Here is a 19,754-nt window from a genome sequence, read left to right on the forward strand (position 1 = left end):
GGTTACGCCCAGCCGCTCTGCAGCAGCGCGCGCGTCTCCTTGACCGCCTCCTGCCAGATCCGCTGCATCTCCCGGTCCGGGCGGCGGTGCAGCCCCCCGTAATTTCCGTCTCCCAGGCGCTCGCGCACCTGCGCGGGCGGAAGCTGCCGCAGCGCAGCGACGTCCACCATCGGCTTGCGCTCCTCGGGCGCCGAAACGCCCTCAAGGCGCGTCCACGGAAAGTTTTCCATCCAGCTGGCATGACTGGCGAGATCATCCACGGCCTGCACAGCTGCCCAGGTGCGCGGCGCATTCCACCAGTTGTGCCACTGCACCCGCGCGTCCGGGTGCCGCGCGAGCCACTCGCCCAGCCACGCCTGGCCCGGCGCGTTCCCGCCGTGCCCGTTCACGATCAGAATGCGCCGGAACCCCTGCGCATGCAGGCCCGACAGGAGATCGTCCAGCAGGGACAGGTAGGTGCTCAGGCGCACGCTCACGGTGCCCGGGTACGCCGTGAACTGCGGCGTGATTCCGTACGGCAACGCCGGGAACACCGGCACGCCCAGGTCCTGCGCCGCTTCGCGCGCCACCCGCTCGGCCAGCAGCGTATCGGTCGCCAGACTCAGGGTCGCGTGCTGTTCGGTGCAGCCCAGCGGCAGCATGCAGCGGTCCTCACCGCGCAGCAGCTCCTCGACCATGCCCCAGTTCATGTCCTGAATCCGCATGAACCACGCTAGCGCAAAGCGACGAAGGCCGGGTGCATGCACCCGGCCTTCTCGACGGCGCTGAATCAGTTCACGCCAGCACCAAACAGGATGCCCAGATCATGCATGGCGCCTGCGACGTCCGTCTTGATGAGGGCGCCGCTCTTCACGTACTGCACCTTCACCTGGTCGCCAGGGATCAGGTCCATGTCGGTGCCGTCTGCAAGCGGGCCGGACGCGGTGATGACGGACGCCCCGTTGAATTTCAGGCTGCCGTTCACGGTGCCGGAGACCTTCGCAAAGGGGTCGGCCACGGTCATGGCCTTCTCGCTGAACTCCAGGTTGCCGAGATCACGCAGGTACACGGCCAGTTCGGTCCTGTGGCTGGGGACGTCCAGCGTGCCGGTCAGGTCGGCGCGGGTGGGCGTAAAGGACAAGGCTGTGCCGCAGCGGTCGCTGGTGGTGCCCGTCACGTTCAGTTTCAGGTCGGCGCTGGCCTTCTGACTCTTGGTGCTGTAGAGCGCCGAGCCGCTGAGGCTGATGTCCCGCTCCGTCCAGGCGTAGTTCAGGTCCACTTTGGCGGGGGCGTTGTTCGCGCGGCCAGCCCAGGCGCTCAGGGCCAGGGCGGTGGGGCCGGCGCTGTTCAGGCAGTCGCCGGGCGTCATGGTGAAGGTCAGGCCCGCGACCGTCTTCCCGGCGGCGGTCAGGCTGCCCCGGGCGTTCGTCGGGACCTCGCGCTGCACCTGCTGATACTGGTTGGTGGCGTAGTTGTACTGGTAGCCGTTGTTCACCCAGACGGTTGCCGCGCCGCCAACCTTCCAGTTGAACTCCACGCGGGCATTGTCGGCCTCGCTGATGATCACGTACCCGTCCGCGGGCTGAGCGGAATACGTGCGCCCGCCGGTGCGGGGGTACGTGAACGTTCCGGTGGGCAGGGCGTACTGGATGGTGGTCAGTGCCTGCACGGTCATTTTGCCTTTCCCGCCGAAGCCCTGCGCGAGTCCCTGCCCGAAGGACCCCAGGGACCGCAGGTTCAGGGCCGTGGGAGAGGTGCCGCTGAACACACCCAGGAGCGCCTTCAGGTCAGGGTCCATGTCGGGGTTGTTCGGGTCCGTCAGGGCAATCAGCTGCTTCGCGGCACTTTCAGCAGTACCCGGAATGGCCTGCAGTTCCACGCTCTGCCCGACCACCGGGGCTGCGGGGGCGACGCCGCCCGGATCAGAGGGCTTCGGGGTGGGGGTCGGACGGCAGGAAGCAAGAATGAGGGAGCTGAGGACAAGCAGGGCAACAGTGCGTTTCACATCTCCACCCTAGAACGCCCTCATCTTTCTGTCTTGCGCATGTGACGCAGGGAGATACCCCCGGCGAGGGCCGCGGGTTGCCTGGAGGGCATCCGTCGGCCGCTCCGAACGTACAGGACAGAGGACAGCCCGCCAGGCTTCAGGGTTGCTCCCGCCGGTGAGGCTGTGGACGTGGACGCGCCGTGTCCCGCAAAGTCGACCGGAAGGACCGGCCGGGTCGGACATGGACGGCACACCCGCGGGCGGCGCGGCGTAGCGTGAAGGCATGAGCGACGCCCACCCTGAAACCACGCACCCCGAGGGGTGGAGTTACGACACGACTGCTGTGCAGAGCAGCATTCCGCGCGGCCTGGGGCAGACCATCGGGTTTCCCATTCACGCGGCGGCCGCGTTTCAGTTCGACACACTGGAAGAAGCGCAGAGTGAATTTCAGCTGAACTCGGGCCTGAGTTACGCCCGGCTGCAGAACCCCACGGTGCGGGCGCTGGAAGACCGCATTACGGCGCTGGAGGGCGGGTCCGCTACCGTCGCGGTCGCCAGTGGGCAGGCGGCGACCCTCACCACCATTCTCAGCGTGTGCCGCGCGGGGGATCACGTGGTCTCCGCGTCGAGCCTGTTCGGCGGCACGACCGGCATGCTGAACAACATCCTGCCGCTGATGGGTATCACGGCGACCCTCGTGGAGAACACCGCGGACGCCGTGCAGGCCGCCATGCAGGAGAACACGCGGCTGGTGTGGGCAGAAATGATCAGCAACCCGGCGGGAGACGTTGCGGACATCCGGGTGTTCGCGGACATCGCCCATGAGTGGGGCGCGCTGCTCGCCATTGACAACACGTGTGGCGGCGTGGGGTTCCTGTGCCGCCCGCTGGAGCACGGCGCGGACATCGTCACGCAGTCCCTCACGAAATGGGCCGGCGGGCACGGCAGCGTTCTGGGCGGCGCCGTTACCGTCGGGGCCGGGCATAACCTGACCCGCAATCCCGTGTACACCGATGGGGGGGACAGCAGCATCCTGAACGTGCGGGGCGACGCGGCCCTGGCGTGGCGGCAGCGGTGGTTCGGGGCGCACCAGCTGGGCATGACACTCGCGCCGCACAGCGCGTTCCTGATTGCCCAGGGCCTTGAGACGCTCGCGCTGCGCCTGTCACGCGAGAGTGAGACGGCGCTGGGGCTGGCGCGCTGGCTCGACAGCCACCCGAAGGTGGGCAAGGTCAGCTACCCGGGGCTGGCGGGGCACCCGCACCATCACCTCGCGCAGCGGTACCTGCGCCGCGGGGCGGGCGCCGTCATGACCTTCGAGGTGCCTGACCCGTCGGCCTTCCTGGCGCGCGTGCGGGTGCTGCGCATCGCCCCGAACCTGGGCGACGTGCGCACGCTGGTTGTGCATCCGTGGACCACCACGCACGGCCGCGTGCCGGAAACGGCGCGGTACGCGGCGGGCGTGACGCCCACGACCATCCGCATGAGTGTGGGCGTCGAGGCGCTGGAGGACCTGAAAGCCGATATCGAGCAGGCGCTGTAGGGTCCGGGGCGCGCTGTTACAGCCAGGCTTTCTTGCCGGTGACGTACTCCCGCTGGAAGTCCGCGTCGCTCTTGGTGAGGTAGATGATGCCCTCGACGAGCCCCAGCAGGCTCACGAGCATCGGCACGAGGAAGAACACGGCGCCCACAATGATGAATGACCCGATAACGCCCAGGATCCACCCGCCGATGGTGGCGCCCAGCATGATCAGGCCGGGCGTGGTGTTGCCCAGGTAGAACTTGTGCACGCCCAGGCTGCCCAGGAAGATCGCCAGCAGCCCTGCAATAAGTTTCTTCTGCGCCACGTCCCCGTTCTGCACACCCTGGCTGAACTGGCTGATGGCCTGACGCGCCTGCCGCTCCATGTCATCCAGGCCGGTGCTGCTGGTCTGAGGCGTGGTCGCCGGACCCTGCGGCACGGTGGGGTTACGGGCGCCACCTGTGGCGCGGGTCACCCAGTCGTCATCGCGGGGCGGCGCGGGGGGCGTCACGACGGTCGCGGCCACCGGTGCGGGCGGCACGTGGTGCACAGGCTGCGGCTGCGGTCCGTGGGGCGCGGCGGCCACCGGTGAGGTCACATCGTCCACCCAGGACGGCGCGGCTGGCCCGGCAGGCGCGGTGGGCGACGTGACAGGAGCGGCGCTGCCGGCCACCTCATCCACCCAGGAGGGCGCCGCGGCGCGCGGCGTGGACTCCGGGATGCGCAGGTCCGCCGGCGCGGCCGGCGTGGCGGAGTGGCCGCCCAACACCTCATCCACCCAGGAGGGCGCGTTGGGGGCGGGGTCCTGAGGCGTTTTCTCGTCGGGGTTTGTCATGCTTCACACTACGCGATTGTGACGGCGTTCGTTTCATCCCCCAGAAGGCGGAACGCGGCCGGCAGCCACGATCACCGGCAGCGGTACCCCCAGAGCGCCGGCCAGGAACAGGGGCGCCAGCTCCGCCCGGTGCGCTGCGCTCAGGGCGGCGGCCTCCGGAGGCGGCAGCTGGCGCAGCACCTCGCCTTCCAGCCCGGCGCGGATGTCCGCCCAGCGGGCCTGCACGTCCGCGACGGTGTACGTCAGGGGGGTCAGATGAGCCTGCACGTCCGTCAGACCGGCGGCGCGCAGGACCTCCGCGACGGCGTCCGGCGTGGGCAGGCGCCCCAGGGGGGGAGCCCCCGGCTTCAGGCCCACCCGGGCCAGCTGCGCGCGCCACAACCCCGGCAGGGGGCCCAGCAGTCCCGGTCCGAACGACGACACGACCACCCGCCCGCCGGGACGCACCACCCGCGCCCACTCCCGCGCGGCGCCCGGCATGTCCGGCATGAAAAACACGCCTGCGGCGCACACCGCCACGTCAAAGGAGCAGGCCGGGAAGGGCAGGGTGGCCGCGTCTGCCTGCACGAACGTCACGCCAGGCAGCCGCTCGCGCGCCCGGGCCAGCATGCCTGCCGAACGGTCCGTGCCCACCACGCCCCCCGCCACGCCCGCCACCTCAGCCGCCACCGCGCCCGTGCCGGTCATCACGTCCAGCACCCGCTCACCGGGCCGCACGGCCGCGGCGCGCGCCACGAACCGCGCCGCCTGCGCCAGGAACCCCACCCGGTCGTAGGAGCCGGCGACCGCGTCGAACAGGCGTTCGTTCATCCGTCCCCGGTCGTCGGTCATCCGCGGGGCCCGTCGGGATGAGAGGACCGCTCCAGCCCGGCGCTCAGGGCCGGGTGAACCTGCGCCACCCGCTGCGCCACCGGGCCGCGCAGCAGGGTGAACGGCACGCCCCGCGTACCCAGGTCCTGCTGGATGAACGCCTGCTGCACGGACCGCACCTCCGTGTTCGTTCGCCATGCGTCCTGTTCGTGCGGGAGGCCGGTGCCGCACGGGAACACGTGGGCGTGGTGCAGGCGGCACTCGGCGACCGGAGCGTGCCGTTCCGGCTGGGCCGGGCCGGTCAGAAGGTACGACCACATCAGGGTGGTAGCGGCGTCAATGTCGCTGAGCCCCCATTCCCGCCCGGTGGGGGAGGTCACCGCCTTGTCCTCCAGCGCCCGGTGCCCCCGCGCGATCTCCATGGGGGGCTCCGGTGTGAGCTGGCCCTTCTCCCGCTTGTTCACGTTCCGGCCGTATTTCCTCACCCGCGCCGTGCGGGACGCCTCACCCGGCGCGCGCGGCAGGGTACCCCTACCGGTGCTTTCGGCGCCCAGGAGCACCATGCGTTTCACAAGGTGCGTGTACACCAGCGGGTGCGGGAACGCCAGGACATAGAGGCCCTCGAGCACGCCCGCGCCGCGGGGCAGATCCAGCAGCGGCAGAAGATTCAGCCCGAACGTGGTCATCACGCTCCTGGTGTGCGGCCGTGGTGTCGAGCTGCAAGGGGGCCGCGCCCGTCCATGGCCCGGGCGGGGGCGGCGCCGGCTCCCACAGCAGGGCCGCCTTCTGCAGGACCGGTTCGCTCACCGGACCTCCAGGCCACCTGGTATGCGCATGGGCCCTGGGGGAACGGCTGCTTCCTCACCACCCCTGCTGACATGGTTCCGTCTGCCGGGAAGGGCACCAGTCCTGTCAACGGCCCGGCTTCTTTCCGCTGGAGGCTCAGTCGGGCTCGCCTTCCAGGCGGCACAGGCGGGCCACGCTCCGCGCCAGGGGGGTGAGGGTCCACGCCCATTCCGGTTCGCCCGGCTGGCCGCTCCAGGGGTCCTGCGGCGTGCGGTGCTCGCGGATCAGGAGGCCCAGTTGCTGCAGGCCGTGCAGCGCCGCTCCAAACTCGGCGTGCGAGAAGCCGGGCGCGCTGCCGGTCCGGTGTGCGGGCAGTGCGTCCGCGTACGGGTCGATGGGGTCGAGCCGCTGGTAGAGGTCCGCGAACGCCTGCAGTTCCCGTTCGGACAGGCCCTCGATGACGCGCAGGGTCTGGAACCGGTCGACCTGTGGGGCGGGGAAGAGGACCGTGCAGCCAGCCAGGGCGCGCGCTATGAAGCGGAGCTTCCGTTCGGATTCTGCGGTTTCTGCGGCGCGCAGGGCCTGCATGACGTTCGCCGTGAACGCCTGGGACTGAAGGTACTCGCGGTCCAGCGTCACCGTGCCCCCGGCGACCCGGTCGTTCAGGAGGCGGATCTCGTCGCTCAGGGCGCGTTCCAGGTGCATCAGGGTGCGCTGACTGGCCGCGATAAACACGCTCTGCAGCGCGCCCGCCGGGAGGTCCGCCCCGGGAATCCGGGTCAGGATGGGCCGCAGCCGTTCGAGCGGCTGGGTCACCCGCGGGTCCGGATGACGTCCAGGCTGTCGCGCATGAGCAGTTCGCCGTTGCGGTACACGGCGCGCATCAGGCTGCCGGGGAAGTCCGTGTCGAAGGTCCGGTAGGCGCGGGTCACCATGCGGTCGCCGTCGAGGGTGAGGTCCAGCACGCCGTCCTTGCTGCGCTTGCCGGGATCGGTGACGGGGTCTTTGTAGATGCCGCGGTACTCGCCGTTGACCACGCCGGCGCTGGCCTTGTAGGCGAAGCGCTGCGTGTCGCGGTCCACCTGCTGCAGCAGGGCGCCGCCCATACCGAATGAGACGTTCTCGGCGCTGTAGCCGTCCACGTCAAGGTTGTCGAGAATCTGGCGGATGGTCTGCTCGTTGATGCCGTCGCCCTGGATGACCCGGACGTGGTTGAGCACCTTGTAGCCCCGGCTGTTGGTGGTGGTGCCGTACTTGGCGGCCAGGGCGTTGACGGCAAGGCGCACCATGGCGGGGGGGTCCCCACTGTCGGGGCGCACCACGAGCGTGCCGCCCGACGCGATGACCTGCGCCTTGAGCGTCTCGCCCCAGAGGGTGTTGATGGCATTTTTCAGGTCGTAGGAGTCGCTCACGACCGCGTACACGCTGCCGGGCCGGCCGAAGTGCGTGATCATGTTGCGGTAGGCGTCCACCTCGTGTTCCTTGCCCCAGCTGGTGATGGTGCTGTGCTCGGCGGCGGGAATGCTGAACGCGGCGATGTCGGCGTCGTAGTGGTTGCGGGCCACGCGCAGCGCTTCGAGGGTGTCGCTGCCCAGGAAGTTCACGAGGTGCGCCAGAGCGCCAATCCCGGCACTTTCGCGGCTGCTCACGCCGCGGGAGCCGAAGTCGTGCAGTTTGAACGGCAGTTCCTCGGCGGCGCGGTCGCTGGTTTTCTCCAGTGCGGCGCGGATGATCTCGCGGATGAAGTAGCTCTGCGTGGCGACCGTGATGGGGTACCAGACGCGCATGAGCATGGTTTCGAACCAGCCGACCAGCCACGGCAGTTCCGGGTCGGTGTTGGTGACGCTCATCAGGACGTTGTGGATGGGCACCAGGGTGCCTTCGGGCACGGCGCGGATTTCCAGCGGCAGGCGCCCGCCGTGAACGTTGACCACGCGCATCCAGCCGTCGTAGGGAAAGGGCTCGCCGTGGGCTTCAATCAGGGCGCGGGCTTCATCCACCATCTCGGCCGTGACGCGCCGTGTGAGGTACCGGTCGAGGAGGTACTGCAGTCCGAAAAAGCGGGTCTGGGGGTAACGGCCGCCGCGGCTTTCAAGGTAGGAGAACAGGCGCGTGGTGCCGGGGGGGTACTGCAGGTAGTGGCTGGCCTTGTAGGAGTCGGTGTCGAGGATGAGGTTGTGGTCGCTCAGGGGGGTGCTCATGGGGTGCCTCCTGCGGCAGGTTGCCTTGACTCATAATTGAAAATAAGATTATGAAGAGTATGAGACAGTGGGAAAGTGCTGCGACTGAAGAGGGCGGACCTGCGAACCGTGACCGGCGCACCCCCGGTGCGAAGTTCGTCACACGCTCTGACCGGCCGTGCATTTATGCTTTCTTCATGCCTGCAGCCCGTCCTCTTCACGCCGCCCTGCTGCTCGTCACCCTCCTCATCAGCTGCGGTACCGGCACCCCCACTTCTGGCACCCCCCAACCGGTCGCCACCGCCACCCCAGCGCCCACCACCAGCACGGCCGCCGCCCAGCCCGGTACGCGCTGGAGCGACCCGGCCACCTGGGGAGGGGCGGTCCCCACCGCCGGCCAGACGGTCACCCTGCCCAGCGGCAAACGCGTGATCCTGGACGTCACACCGCCCGATCTCGCAGGGCTCACCATTCCAGCCGGCAGCGCCCTGGAATTCGCCGAGCAGGACCTCACCCTGCGCACCGAGTGGCTCATGGTGCACGGCGAACTGCGCATCGGCAGTGAACACCAGCCCTTCACGCACCACGCCGAGATCCTCCTGACCAACACCACCCCCGCCGAGAACATCATGGGCATGGGTGACCGCGTCCTGGGCGTCATGGACGGCACCCTGGAACTCCACGGGCAGCCCCGGCTCCCCTGGACCCGCCTGAACACCACGGCCCGCGCCGGCAGCAGCACCCTCACCCTGGACCGCGCCCCCAACTGGCAGGCCGGAGACCGCCTCACCCTGACCAGCACCGACTTCAACCCCGGCCAGACCGAACAGGTCACCGTGCAGCGCGTTACCGGTACCACCGTCACCCTCAGCGCCCCCCTGAAGTACACCCACTGGGGCGACCCCATCACCGTGGCCGGGCAGAACGTCAACGAACGCGCCGAAGTGGGCCTCCTGACCCGCAACATCGTCATCGCAGCCACCAGCGACGCCGCGCAGACCAGCGTCGGCGCTCACGTGATGATCATGGGTACAGGCGCCGCACGAATCGAAGGCACAGAATTCACCCGTGTCGGACAGCTGAACACCCTGCGCCGCTACCCCGTGCATTTTCATCAGCTGGGCAGCGCCACCACCTCGTACCTCCGCGGCAGCAGCGTCCACGCCTCCTACAACCGCTGCGTCGTCGTGCACGGCACCAGCAACCTCCGCGTGCAGGACAACGTCACCTTCGACACCCTCGGCCACTGCCTCTTCCTGGAAGACGGCGACGAGACCGGCAACACCCTCACCGGCAACCTCCTCACCCGCGTCAGGGCCCCTGACAGCAAGAAAGGCCAGACGCCCCTGCTGGACAGCGACAAACGCCCCGCCGCGTACTGGCTCACCCACCCCAACAACACCGTCACCGGCAACGTGGCTGCCGGCGTGGACGGCACCGGATTCTGGTACGCCCTGCCCGAACACCCCACCGGCCTCGCCGCAGGCAAAACCGACATCTGGAACCGCCGCGTTCCCCTGGGTGAATTCAGCGGCAACACCGCCCACAGCGGCGACCGCGGCCTGAACGTCGATCAGGGCCCCAAGGCCGACGGCACCACCGAAGTCACCTCCTACGCGCCGGTCACCACCCCCAGCGACCCGAAAAGCGCGCCGGTCCCCGCCACCTTCCAGACCTTCACCGCCTTCAAGCAGCGTGACCACGGCGCGTGGCTGCGCGGCCGCAACCACGTCATGCTTGGCGCCACCCTCGCGGACAACGGCGTGGGCGCCACCTTCGCCAACGACCGAACCACCCTCAAAGGCGGCCTGCTGATCGGCGAAACCCCGAACGCCGGACAACCGGACAGCTGGGAACCCACCGGCACCAGCGGCCGCAGCCTGCCGCGCCCCTGGGACCCCAGCTTCCCCATCCGGGGCTTCCAGTTCTACGACGGCCACGTCACCATCGACGGCGCCACCCTCGCCGGGTTCACGCCCACTGCCAGCCGACCCGCCAGCGGCCTCGGGTACCTCACGAAGAACGCCTTCACCCTGACCCCCACCAACAACGCCGTGAACCTCCACTGGGCCGATAACAGCACCCACGTGTACCTGCCCGACCCGCTCGCCGACAAGGACGGCGACAAGGCCGCCACCTTCCTCGACACGGACGGCAGCGTCACCGGCACCGCTGGCCTGACCGTCACCGGCAGCCCCCTGCTGCGCGGCGCGCCCGACTGCACCGCCCGCGCCGACTGGAACGCCAGCGTCTGCGCCGGTCAGTACGCCCGCCTGTGGCTGCAGGACACGACCGGCGGCGCCCTCGCCCCAGTCAGCGTCACTGGCCCGCACGGCCGCGTCAGCCTCACCGGCACGCCCAGCAGCTTCACGAACTTCAGCACCACCGCCCGCCTCGGCGCGCCGTACACGCTCACCCCAACCGGCACCAGCAGCCACCTGCGCCTGGGCATCAGCAACCGCCAGCCCGGCGACACCCTGACCCTCACCGTGCCCGTCAGCACCGAACCCAGCGTGTACCGCGACTGGTGGATCGACAACCGCAACCGCCTGAAGAAAGTCGCGCCGGCCGACCTGACCGCCACCACCGGCGACAGCTACGCCTACGCGGACGGACAGCTCACCCTGAAACTCGTCGTGCAGACCGGCCGCGACTCCGCCGTGCTGGACATCTGCACCACCGACCTCTGCAAATAGGATCATGACCACCAGGCCGGGCACCTGGGGACGCCCTCCCCGCCGCGCCCGGCCTGACGCTTGACAGGTGCCCCTGAGCCCCGCGGCCCACCATCACCCCGAACGCACCCAGCCGCCGCCCGAGCCGGTGCTGGTCTGCGCAGCCGGGGCAGGTGCGCCAGCCTTTCAGGCAGCGTCGTGAACGGGGTGGCCTGCAGATCCAGAATATCCAGCGTCCGCACTGTGCAGGCGGAACCGGGCAGGGCCGGCTGGACGTTAAACCGCAGACTCAGCGAGCGTCGCCCGGCAGGCCAGAGCGTTGCCCTGAAGACCCAGCGCTTCACGCGGGGCCGAGAGGCGCCCCGGGGACTCCGGAAGTCCCGCGAGGCGGTGGTGACTCAGGGGCAGGCACGCAAGGTGGGACAGAGACCTGAAAGTTCAGGGCCATCAGACGGTCAGCGAGCAGGTTCAGGGTCTGCAGGTCACGGAGGGGCTCCAACCATCCGGATCCGGGTACCGCGCCAGGGTGTGCCTCTGCCTGAGACGGGCAGCTGCCCGGGGGAACTGAACGTCTCAGGCAGTCCAGTTGACGCACCGCACGTCCGATCAGTCCAGGCGGGCACTGTCAGACCGGCAGCGTACCGGCGGGCCATCCTGCCGGTACGCTCCGTTCTGCCCGGGTGCCGGGCGCCGCTTCCTACTCCTGCTTGGGCAGGGCGAGGCCCATGTGCTGATACATCTGGTACTGCGGCGCGCCGCCGAGCATGTTCTGCCCGCCGTCTACAGGCAGGATCACGCCCGTGACATAGCTTGCCGCGTCACTCACGAGGAACAGAGCGGCGTTGGCGATGTCCTGCGGCAGGCCGAAGCGGCCCAGGGGCACGGTACTCACGAACTGCGCGCGCGTCCGCTCATCCGGCGCGAGGCGGGCCATGCCCTCGGTGCCGTCGATCGGGCCGGGAATGATGGCGTTCACGCGGATGCCGCGCAGGCCCCACTCGACGGCAAGCGTGCGGGTCAGGGCGTCCACGCCGGCCTTGGCGGCCACCACGTGCGCCTGCATGGGGACCGGCACGCCGTACGCGCTGATGGACAGCACGTTCCCACCTGGCGTGCGCAGGTGCGGTGCGGCGGCCTTGATGGTGTTGTACGTGCCGAGCAGGTCGATGTCCACGACCGTCTTGAAGCCGTTGGGGCTGATGCCGTCCACCGGGGCGGGGAAGTTCCCGGCGGCGCCGGCCAGGACGATGTCAAACGGTCCGAAGGTCTCGACGGCCTGCGCGGCGGCCGCCTGCAGGGCCGCAAAGTCACGGACGTCGGCGCTCACGCCAAGTGCCTGCCCGCCGGCGTCCCGGATGCCCTGCGCGGCGGTCTGGGCCTTGTCCAGGTTGCGGCCCAGCAGAGTGACCTTGCAGCCGTGCGCGGCGAAACTCTGCGCGATGCCCAGGTTGATGCCGCTGCCGCCGCCGGTGATCAGCGCGTGCCTGCCGGCCAGCAGGTCGGGGCGGAAGGTGCTCTCGGCCGTGCCGGGCTGGAGGGAACCGGAGGTGCGGGACTGGGTCATGGGAACTCCTTTACAGGGGACGTGAGGGTCAGGGGTGGCGGGCGCGCTGGAGCACGTGGTGGAGGCGGGAGTTACTTCAGGGCCTGGGCGAGTCCTGCGGCCGTCATGTGCCGGGCGTTCCAGGTCACGGCGTTCGCCAGGCTCTGGTCGTGGGGCAGCCGGTCGTGCAGGGTGCGTTTCGTGCCTTCGAGGGCGCGGGCCGGTAGAGCGGCGAGGTGAGTGGCGAGGGCGTGCGCACGCTCGAACAGGGCGTCCGGGGTGAGGAGCACCTCGGTGACCAGACCCCAGCGTTCTGCGGTGGGTGCGTCGATGGGCAGGGCGGTCAGGGCGAGGTGAGCGGCGCGGCCCAGGCCGATCAGGGGGGGGAGACGCTGCAGGCCGCCCAGGTCGGCGGTGATGCCGAGTTTCACTTCCGGCAGGCTGAACCGTGCGTCGGCGCTGCACAGCCGCAGGTCGCAGGCGGCGATCAGTTCCAGGCCTGCGCCGATACACCAGCCGTGCACGGCGGCAATCACGGGAATGGGAAGCGCCGCGAACGCGTCGATGGCGGCGTGCATTTCACGCACCACGGCGCTGAACGCTTCGGGATCGCCGAGGGTGGGTGCGATGATGGGCGCGCTGGCGCGGACGTCCAGACCGGCGCTGAACAGTTCCTCGCCGCGCAGGATCAGCACGCGCGCGCCGCGCAGGTCCCTCAGCGCCCGGGGAACTTCCGGCCAGAAGGTGGGGCCCATGCTGCTCTTCCTGCCAGTCAGGGTCAGGGTGGCGATCTCACCGGCGTGGGTGAGGTTCACGCTCTGAAAGGTCATGTGTTTACTGTACCCCGGAACGCTGGACTCAGTTCAATTCCCTGGGGGCCAGCTCCCGTGGGGGTCGGCGGCAGTGCCTGCCCCGGCGCGCCTCGCCCGCCTGCACTAGAATGCGGCTCCATGCCGGGTGCCGTTCGTCCCACAGCCGATCCGGAGTCCGCACCCGGGCCGGACCCGGGGGGCGTACCGCTGCGGCAGTTTCTGCTGCGCCCGTTCGTGCTGCCGTTCACGCTGCTGCTCGGGGTGGGCGTCGCCGTGCTGTACGGCGTGACCCAGAACGACGCGGCGCTGCAGCGCGTGCTGGCGTCCCAGGAACGCGCGCAGCTGATCGACATGCTCACGCAGCAGGTATCTGCCATGGAGAACGCCGAGCGCGGCTTCGTGATCACCGGACAGGACGCGTTCCTCGAGCCCTTCCTGGACGCCCAGGCCACCTTCCAGGCCACCGTGTTCGCGCTGCAGGACCTCACCGTGACCGGGCTGCAGCGCGAGAACCTCGGCCGCGTGGAGGCGGCCGTGAAACGCTGGATGGAACAGGCCGCCCAGCCGGAAATCCAGGCGCGCCGGGTTTCCGCCACCCGCGCCGCGCAGCTTGTCGGCACCGGCCAGGGCCGCGCCATCCTCGACGAGGCCCGTGAGGGGCTCCGGGTCATGACCCGCAACGAGACCATCCGCCTGAATGACGCCACGCGCGCCAGCCATTCCATGCTGGAATCCGTGCGCTGGGTAACCGTGCTGGGCCTGATCCTCAGCATCACCCTGCTGATTCTCACGGGGTACCGCGTCACCCGTACCGTTTCACGCACCCTGGGCGCCCTGAATGCCGGGGCGCAGGACATCGCCGCCGGCCAGTACGAGCGGCGCATGCCGCGCACCCCGGTGCAGGAACTCACGCGTCTGGGCGCCACCTTTGACCGCATGGCGCAGGCCGTGCAGGACCGCGAATCGGACCTCACGCGCGCCGCCCAGGCCCTGCAGACCAGCAACGCGCACCTGGAACGCAGCAACCGCGAACTCGAACAGTTCGCGTACGTCGCCAGTCATGACCTTCAGGAGCCGCTGCGCACCATCGGCAGCTACACCGAACTGCTCGCCCGGCGCTACCGCGGCCAGCTCGATGAACGCGCCGACCAGTACATTGCCTTTACCACGTCCGCTACGCACCGCATGAAGTCCCTCATTCAGGACCTCCTGGCGTACTCCCGCGTGCGGCAGGCGGCCCGCGTGACGGTGCCGGTCAACCTGACGGGGCTCGTGGAACAACTCCTGGACGACCTGCACACGCAGATCCAGGTGACCGGCGCGCAGGTGCAGGTCGGGCCGCTCCCCACCGTGAACTCGAACCCCGAACTGCTCCGCCACGCGCTGCAGAACCTGATCGGCAACGCCCTGAAGTTCACCCGGCCCGGCGAACCCGCGCACGTTCAGGTGAGCGCCACGCAGGACGGGCACCGCTGGGTGCTTCACGTGCAGGACCACGGTATCGGGATCGCTCCGGAGTACCACGAGCGGATTTTCGGCGTGTTCCAGCGCCTGCACGGCATAGACGAATACACTGGCAGCGGCATCGGGCTGGCCGTGACCCGCAGCGCCGCCGAGCAGATGGGCGGCACCCTGTGGGTGGACAGCACCCCCGGGCTGGGCAGTACATTTCACCTGGCCCTGCCCATCACGCCGGCGCCAGCCCTGGGAGGCCCCACATGACACCCACTGATAAACACGTCGAGATTCTGCTCGTCGAGGACAACCCCGCGGACGTGATGCTCACCCAGGAAGCCTTCGAGGAGGCGCACTTCCCGCACCGCCTGAACCACGCGCGTGACGGCCTCGACGCGCTGCGTTTCCTGCGCCGCGAAGGCGAACACGCCGCGGCCCCCCGCCCCGACGTGATCCTGATGGACCTGAACATGCCGCGCATGAGTGGCCTCGAACTCCTCGACCTGCTCAAGGAGGACCCGGAACTGCGCAGCATTCCGGTGATCGTCCTGACCACCAGCCGCGCTGAAAGTGACATCTGGCGCAGCTACAACCTGCATGCCAACGCCTACATCCCCAAGCCGGTGTCCATCTCGGAATTCGTGGAGGTCATTCAGACGCTGGGGAACTTCTGGTTCCACAAGGTGGCGCTGCCGTCGCCACCTCACGACCCCCGCTGAAGCCACTGTTCCGGCATCAGAACGGGGACCCGCCTGCAGGCGGGTCCCCGTTCCCCATCAGGGGTTACATCGAGGCGACGTAGTCCGAACGGCTCGCGCCGCTGTCCACGATCTCGCCGCCGTGACGGCTCACCGCGTCCATCAGCACGTCCTGCGGCACACTTTCATCCACGGCCACCACCCGGCCGCCGCTGCTCACCGTGCTGTCCATGCGGTTGTAGTACTCGTCATCCACATCGTAGTGATCACCGTAGGTTTTGCCGGTCTCATCCACACCCATTGCGCCGCCGGTGGCGCCCACTGCAGCGCCCACGCCGGAACCCAGCGCAGTCATTCCAAGAATCACAGGAAGCGCCAGGCCGCCCGTGGCGATCGTCGCGCCGGCGGCCAGGATGCCCGCTGCCGCGCCCACTGCCGCGCCCACACCCGTGCCCTTCACGGCGCCCGCACCGGCGTCTTCAGGCGTGCCGCCCACACCGTCTGCGTCCATGGTCAGGTGCCCGGGGCCGCCGGCATCTGTGGTGGCCGCAGTGGTCGTGGTGCTGGCCGACTCCGTGCGGCGCCTGAAGGTGCTGCTGCCTACCGTGGGCTGAACGACCCCCTGGGCCTGCAGATCGGCGATGAAGGCGTCAGCGGCGGTGGTGGTCGGGAAGAGGATGTGTTTCATGGCTTCCAGTGTTCGCCGCCAACCGGCGACGACCATGAGAGCGAGCGCAACGGGCATTGCGCTGTCCCTGAGCACCCACAGAGACGCTCCTCACAAAGCCGCGTCAGCCGACCTGCTGCGCCTCGAACAGCCGCGCGGGCTTCACAAGCTCATCCTGCGCGGCGACCAGCTGAATCTCCCGCGTGCCTGTCAGGTGCGTGCGTTGCAGCAGGGCGTACAGGGCGCTCATGGCCAAGCTCAGCGCCTGCGCCGCCTGACCGGCCTTCAGGTAGTGCCCGAAGAACAGCGCCGCAATGGCGTCCCCAGTTCCGTTGCGCGGCGGGTCCAGCGGCAGCAGCGGCGTGCGGCACTGCCACGCGCCGTCATCCGTGACGACCAGGGTCTCGATGCTCTGCTCCGGCGCGCCGCTGCGCACCAGGCTCGTGACCAGCACGATGCGCGGACCACCCGGACGCAGGCGCTCACGCAGCGCGCGTGCGGCGTCCAGCGCGTGCTCCAGGGTATCTACCGTCTGACCGGTCAGCAGTTCCAGTTCGAACTGGTTCGGCGTGACGATATCCGCCTCTGGGATGGCCTGCGCCCCGATCAGCTCCGGCAGTTCCGGCCGGACGAACACCCCGCGGCCCACGTCCCCCATCACCGGGTCGCAGCAGTACAGCGCCGCCGGGTTCGCCGCCCGTACGCGCCGCACCGCCCCCACCACCGCGCCCACTGTGCCCTCGCTGCCCATGTACCCGCTGAGCACGGCGTCACAGTCCGGCAGGACCCCGCGGGCCTCAATGCCGTCAATGAGTTCTGCCACGAGCTCCGGCGGAAACACCGCGCCCGTCCAGGCGCCGTACCCGGTGTGATTGCTGAACTGCACGGTCTGGATGGCCCAGACCTCAAACCCCAGGCGCTGCAGGGGAAACACTGCCGCAGCGTTCCCGACGTGCCCGTAACTCACCCACGACTGGATGCTCAGGATGTTCTGCGGCACAGTGGTGATTGGGGCACTCGGCGCGGTTTCCTTCATGCTGCGCAGCATACCCGCGTTTTCTGGCCCCCGGCGCCCTACTCGCTGCGCAGTGTCAGCGGCCCGAACGCCCTGGCCCACACGTCCGCCTTGTCGCGCGCGCCCTCCAGGTCCAGTGGCGTGGCGCCCCGCACGCTCAGACGCCAGCCTTCCCCGCGCCGGTCCAGGCCCGTCACGCGCGTGCTCCCCGCATGAGAGCGGTCCAGGCCGTCGGCGACCCGCAGGATTCCCGTCAGGCGCGTGACGAGCGCCTGATCCGCGCCGCTGAGGGCCATGAACTCCGGATGCGACGCCTTCGGCGGACTCTTGCGGTGATACCGGGCAAGCAGCGCGATCAGTTCAATCTCACGCGGGGTGAACCCCCGCAGTTCCGCGTGGCGGATCAGGTACGCGCTGTGCTTGTGGTGCGCGCTCTGCGCCACGATCTGCCCCACCTCGTGCAGCGCGCCCGCCGCGGTCAGCAGACTTTTCGCCTCGCCGTCCGCGCCCAGCGGCACACCCGCCGCCTCCAGGCGCGACAGCAGTTCGCGCGCCAGGGCCGCCACCTGCCGGGAGTGCGACAGGTTCGCCCCGAACCGCTCCGCGGTGCCCAGCACGCTGCGCTGCCGCGCACTGATCGAGGAACTGTACGCCTCAAGGCGCGTGAGTTCCTCGATGAGCATGCCTTCGCGCAGCGCTCCCTCACTCACCGTGAAGGCCGGGGCGTTCAGAACGTCCAGCGCCGCGAGCAGCGTCGCCAGGGCCGCCACGACCGTCCCGGCCCGCCGCTCCAGCCCCGGTACCCGCGCCCGCGCCGGACCTTTCAGCGCCCGCACGTGCTCCAGCAGGTCGTGCAGTTCCGCTCGGGTGCAGCGCACCCCATTCACGCCGCGCGGTCCTTCGCCCCGCCGGGCGAGGATCGCCTCGGCCGCCGCTTCCGCCGTGCCGCTGGACAGAATGACGCGCGTCCCGGCCCGCACGCGGAACCGGGCGGCGTGCGGCGCCAGGGCCGCCTGAACCGCCTGGTCCAGCGCGGCCAGTTCACGCCGGCCCGGCGTGTCTGAACGGATGAACGCCCGCGTCATCCGGATGCCGCCCAGCGGCAGGCTCAGCACGTCCTGCGGCCGCTCGGCGTCCCCCCGCACGAACTCCAGGCTGCCGCCCCCCAGGTCCAGCAGCACGTTGTCCTCGCCGAGCTCCACCGAGTGCGCCGCGCCCAGGTACGTCAGTGTGCCCTCACGCTCCCCGCTGATGATCGCCGGGTACACCCCGGTGCGCGAAAGCATCCGTGCGGCGACGGCCTCGCCGTTCGGCGCTTCCCGCAGGGCGCTCGTGGCGTACACGTGAACCTCGGCCACACCGGCGCCGGACGCCAGGGCCCGGAAGCGCGTCAGTGCCGATGCCAGCCGGTCCTCGCCCTCCGGGGTCAGGTTGCCCGCGTCGTCCAGGCATTCGCCCAGACGCGTGCGGTCCTTCAGGGCGTCCAGCACCCGGTACCCGCCCGCGTTGCCGCGCGCCGCCTCGGCAATCAGCAGGTGACTGGAGTTCGTGCCGACATCCGCAACCGCGACCCTCATGCCCGGCAGCCTAGCGCGGCGAGGCTCGGGAGCCTCGCCGCCGGCGGTCAGACGAAGGCCTTCATGCGACAGGCGCGCCGCCCGGCCGGTTCAGCGTTTCAGCTGCCACTCCGTGAAGGTGCTCCACGGCGCGAAGCCCAGCGCCACGTTGATGCCCAGCATCGCAGCGTTCTCGTTGGCGTTGCTCGTCTGCACCCAGCGCGCGCCAGGGCAGCTGTCCAGCACGTGCTGCAGCATGGCGGCCTTGACCCACTTGCCCAGGCCCTGGCCGCGCGCCTCAGGCCGCACGGCGGTGGCCCCCTGATACACCAGCGCGGCCCGCTCGATCTGCCAGAACACCTCGGTGTACGAGTCCAGGCGGCCGCTGCGGGTGTCCTCCACGGCCATCATGAAGCGCGTCTCGCCCTCCTCCTCAATCATGGCCTCCCACGCGCGGATCATCTCAGGCGTGATCGTCCAGTCCTGCTGCTCCAGTTCACCCCGGGGCGCGGTGTTCATGACCATCATCATGTCCGCCACCCGCTCCAGGTGCCCGTCGGGCACGCGGGTCCACAGGTGCAGGCGGTAAGGGTCCCCCTCCGGGCGGGCCTGCCAGCGGGTCAGCAGGTCGTGATCGAGCGCCGCGAGGTCCAGGCGGCTCTGGCGCATCGGCAGCGCCGGCTGCGCGCCCAGGTGCTGCGCGAACATCTCCCCGGCCGGCACGCGGCTGGTCGTGCCGGCGGTCAGCGTGTGGCGGCCGGCCTCGCTGGCGCGCGCCATCAGGAACGCGGCAAGGGCGCGGCCCAGGCCGTGGCGGCGCGCAGCGGGGTGCACGTTGACGCGCAGGTGCGCCATGTGCGTGTTCTGCTCCACGTCGTACGCCAGGCAGCCCCACGCCAGCGCCCGTTCGCCGTCCCACACCACGGCGTGCTCCCGGCGTTCGGTCGGCAGCGCGTGCGTGAGGCCCAGCGCTTCGCGTTCAGGCAGCACGGCGGGGTCGTCCGGGAAGGCGAAGGCGAAACAGTCGGCGAGCAGCTGACCCACCGCCAGGCGCTGCTCGGAAGGGGCGTCGAGAGGCGCAAACGGGCTGACCGGCACAGGGGAGACGGGCGGAACGGAAGGGGGCTGAGGCGCGGCGGCCGGGCCGGACACAGAGGCAGTGGAGGTCATGCGAGCAGTGTGCGCCCCGCCGGTCAGGGCGACATGCGCCGGATGGCGGAGGGCCGCCTAGGCC

Annotated in this window: 17 protein-coding genes; 4 read left to right on the forward strand and 13 right to left on the reverse strand. The window is 69.9% G+C overall.

Annotated features, from left to right (window positions below):
* Window positions 1–2: 2 nt before the first annotated feature.
* Window positions 3–704 carry a creatininase family protein gene (locus tag LAJ19_RS01130; RefSeq protein WP_225476505.1) on the reverse strand — a complete coding sequence of 234 codons (702 nt, stop codon included), beginning with the start codon at window positions 702–704 and terminating at the stop codon, window positions 3–5.
* Window positions 705–769: 65 nt separating this feature from the next.
* Window positions 770–1,984: a hypothetical protein gene (locus tag LAJ19_RS01135; RefSeq protein ID WP_225476506.1), complete on the reverse strand. Its 1,215-nt coding sequence runs from the start codon at window positions 1,982–1,984 to the stop codon at window positions 770–772.
* 265 nt (window positions 1,985–2,249) lie between these two features.
* Here LAJ19_RS01135 and LAJ19_RS01140 point away from each other — a divergent pair, with 265 nt between their 5' ends.
* Window positions 2,250–3,509 carry an aminotransferase class I/II-fold pyridoxal phosphate-dependent enzyme gene (locus tag LAJ19_RS01140; RefSeq protein ID WP_225476507.1) on the forward strand — a complete coding sequence of 420 codons (1,260 nt, stop codon included), beginning with the start codon at window positions 2,250–2,252 and terminating at the stop codon, window positions 3,507–3,509.
* Window positions 3,510–3,525: 16 nt separating this feature from the next.
* Here LAJ19_RS01140 and LAJ19_RS01145 read toward each other — a convergent pair whose 3' ends face one another.
* The 5 genes from LAJ19_RS01145 to LAJ19_RS01165 all read right to left on the reverse strand — a co-directional run bounded on the left by LAJ19_RS01145 (window position 3,526) and on the right by LAJ19_RS01165 (window position 8,120).
* The gene (locus LAJ19_RS01145) at window positions 3,526–4,323 is read right to left on the reverse strand and encodes a TM2 domain-containing protein (RefSeq protein WP_225476508.1); all 798 of its coding nucleotides are present in this window, start codon (window positions 4,321–4,323) and stop codon (window positions 3,526–3,528) included.
* A gap of 33 nt (window positions 4,324–4,356) precedes the next feature.
* A complete protein-coding gene (locus tag LAJ19_RS01150) occupies window positions 4,357–5,154 on the reverse strand; it encodes a methyltransferase domain-containing protein (protein ID WP_225476509.1) in 798 nt (265 codons plus the stop codon).
* Window positions 5,151–5,819 carry an AAA family ATPase gene (locus LAJ19_RS01155; protein ID WP_225476510.1) on the reverse strand — a complete coding sequence of 223 codons (669 nt, stop codon included), beginning with the start codon at window positions 5,817–5,819 and terminating at the stop codon, window positions 5,151–5,153. Before LAJ19_RS01155 ends, LAJ19_RS01150 begins: the two co-directional genes overlap by 4 nt.
* A 256-nt stretch (window positions 5,820–6,075) precedes the next feature.
* Entirely contained in the window at window positions 6,076–6,735 is a 660-nt protein-coding gene (locus tag LAJ19_RS01160) for a hypothetical protein (RefSeq protein ID WP_225476511.1), read from the reverse strand.
* Window positions 6,732–8,120 (reverse strand): nicotinate phosphoribosyltransferase, encoded by a 1,389-nt coding sequence (locus tag LAJ19_RS01165; protein ID WP_225476512.1) that lies wholly within the window; start codon window positions 8,118–8,120, stop codon window positions 6,732–6,734. Before LAJ19_RS01165 ends, LAJ19_RS01160 begins: the two co-directional genes overlap by 4 nt.
* A 176-nt stretch (window positions 8,121–8,296) precedes the next feature.
* Here LAJ19_RS01165 and LAJ19_RS01170 point away from each other — a divergent pair, with 176 nt between their 5' ends.
* Complete coding sequence (locus tag LAJ19_RS01170; RefSeq protein ID WP_225476513.1) at window positions 8,297–10,795, forward strand: G8 domain-containing protein; 2,499 nt, start codon at window positions 8,297–8,299, stop codon at window positions 10,793–10,795.
* A gap of 676 nt (window positions 10,796–11,471) precedes the next feature.
* Here the strand turns inward: LAJ19_RS01170 and LAJ19_RS01175 are convergent.
* Both LAJ19_RS01175 and LAJ19_RS01180 read right to left on the reverse strand, forming a co-directional pair.
* On the reverse strand, window positions 11,472–12,338 hold the full coding sequence (locus LAJ19_RS01175) for an SDR family oxidoreductase (protein WP_225476514.1): 867 nt from the start codon (window positions 12,336–12,338) through the stop codon (window positions 11,472–11,474).
* 71 nt (window positions 12,339–12,409) lie between these two features.
* Window positions 12,410–13,147 (reverse strand): enoyl-CoA hydratase-related protein, encoded by a 738-nt coding sequence (locus tag LAJ19_RS01180; protein WP_225476515.1) that lies wholly within the window; start codon window positions 13,145–13,147, stop codon window positions 12,410–12,412.
* Window positions 13,148–13,267: 120 nt separating this feature from the next.
* Here LAJ19_RS01180 and LAJ19_RS01185 point away from each other — a divergent pair, with 120 nt between their 5' ends.
* Complete coding sequence (locus LAJ19_RS01185; protein ID WP_225476516.1) at window positions 13,268–14,851, forward strand: sensor histidine kinase; 1,584 nt, start codon at window positions 13,268–13,270, stop codon at window positions 14,849–14,851.
* Window positions 14,848–15,303 (forward strand): response regulator, encoded by a 456-nt coding sequence (locus LAJ19_RS01190; RefSeq protein ID WP_225476517.1) that lies wholly within the window; start codon window positions 14,848–14,850, stop codon window positions 15,301–15,303. Before LAJ19_RS01185 ends, LAJ19_RS01190 begins: the two co-directional genes overlap by 4 nt.
* A 64-nt stretch (window positions 15,304–15,367) precedes the next feature.
* Here LAJ19_RS01190 and LAJ19_RS01195 read toward each other — a convergent pair whose 3' ends face one another.
* The 4 genes from LAJ19_RS01195 to LAJ19_RS01210 form a co-directional block, all read right to left on the reverse strand.
* Window positions 15,368–15,970: a hypothetical protein gene (locus LAJ19_RS01195; RefSeq protein WP_225476518.1), complete on the reverse strand. Its 603-nt coding sequence runs from the start codon at window positions 15,968–15,970 to the stop codon at window positions 15,368–15,370.
* 103 nt (window positions 15,971–16,073) lie between these two features.
* A complete protein-coding gene (gene pdxY, locus LAJ19_RS01200; protein WP_225476519.1) occupies window positions 16,074–16,985 on the reverse strand; it encodes a pyridoxal kinase PdxY in 912 nt (303 codons plus the stop codon).
* A 38-nt stretch (window positions 16,986–17,023) separates the two neighbouring features.
* Window positions 17,024–18,541: a Ppx/GppA phosphatase family protein gene (locus LAJ19_RS01205; RefSeq protein WP_225476520.1), complete on the reverse strand. Its 1,518-nt coding sequence runs from the start codon at window positions 18,539–18,541 to the stop codon at window positions 17,024–17,026.
* 90 nt (window positions 18,542–18,631) lie between these two features.
* The gene (locus tag LAJ19_RS01210) at window positions 18,632–19,690 is read right to left on the reverse strand and encodes a GNAT family N-acetyltransferase (RefSeq protein ID WP_225476521.1); all 1,059 of its coding nucleotides are present in this window, start codon (window positions 19,688–19,690) and stop codon (window positions 18,632–18,634) included.
* Window positions 19,691–19,754 lie beyond the last annotated feature (64 nt).

The organism is Deinococcus taeanensis (assembly GCF_020229735.1).
Classification (GTDB): Bacteria; Deinococcota; Deinococci; order Deinococcales; family Deinococcaceae; genus Deinococcus; species Deinococcus taeanensis.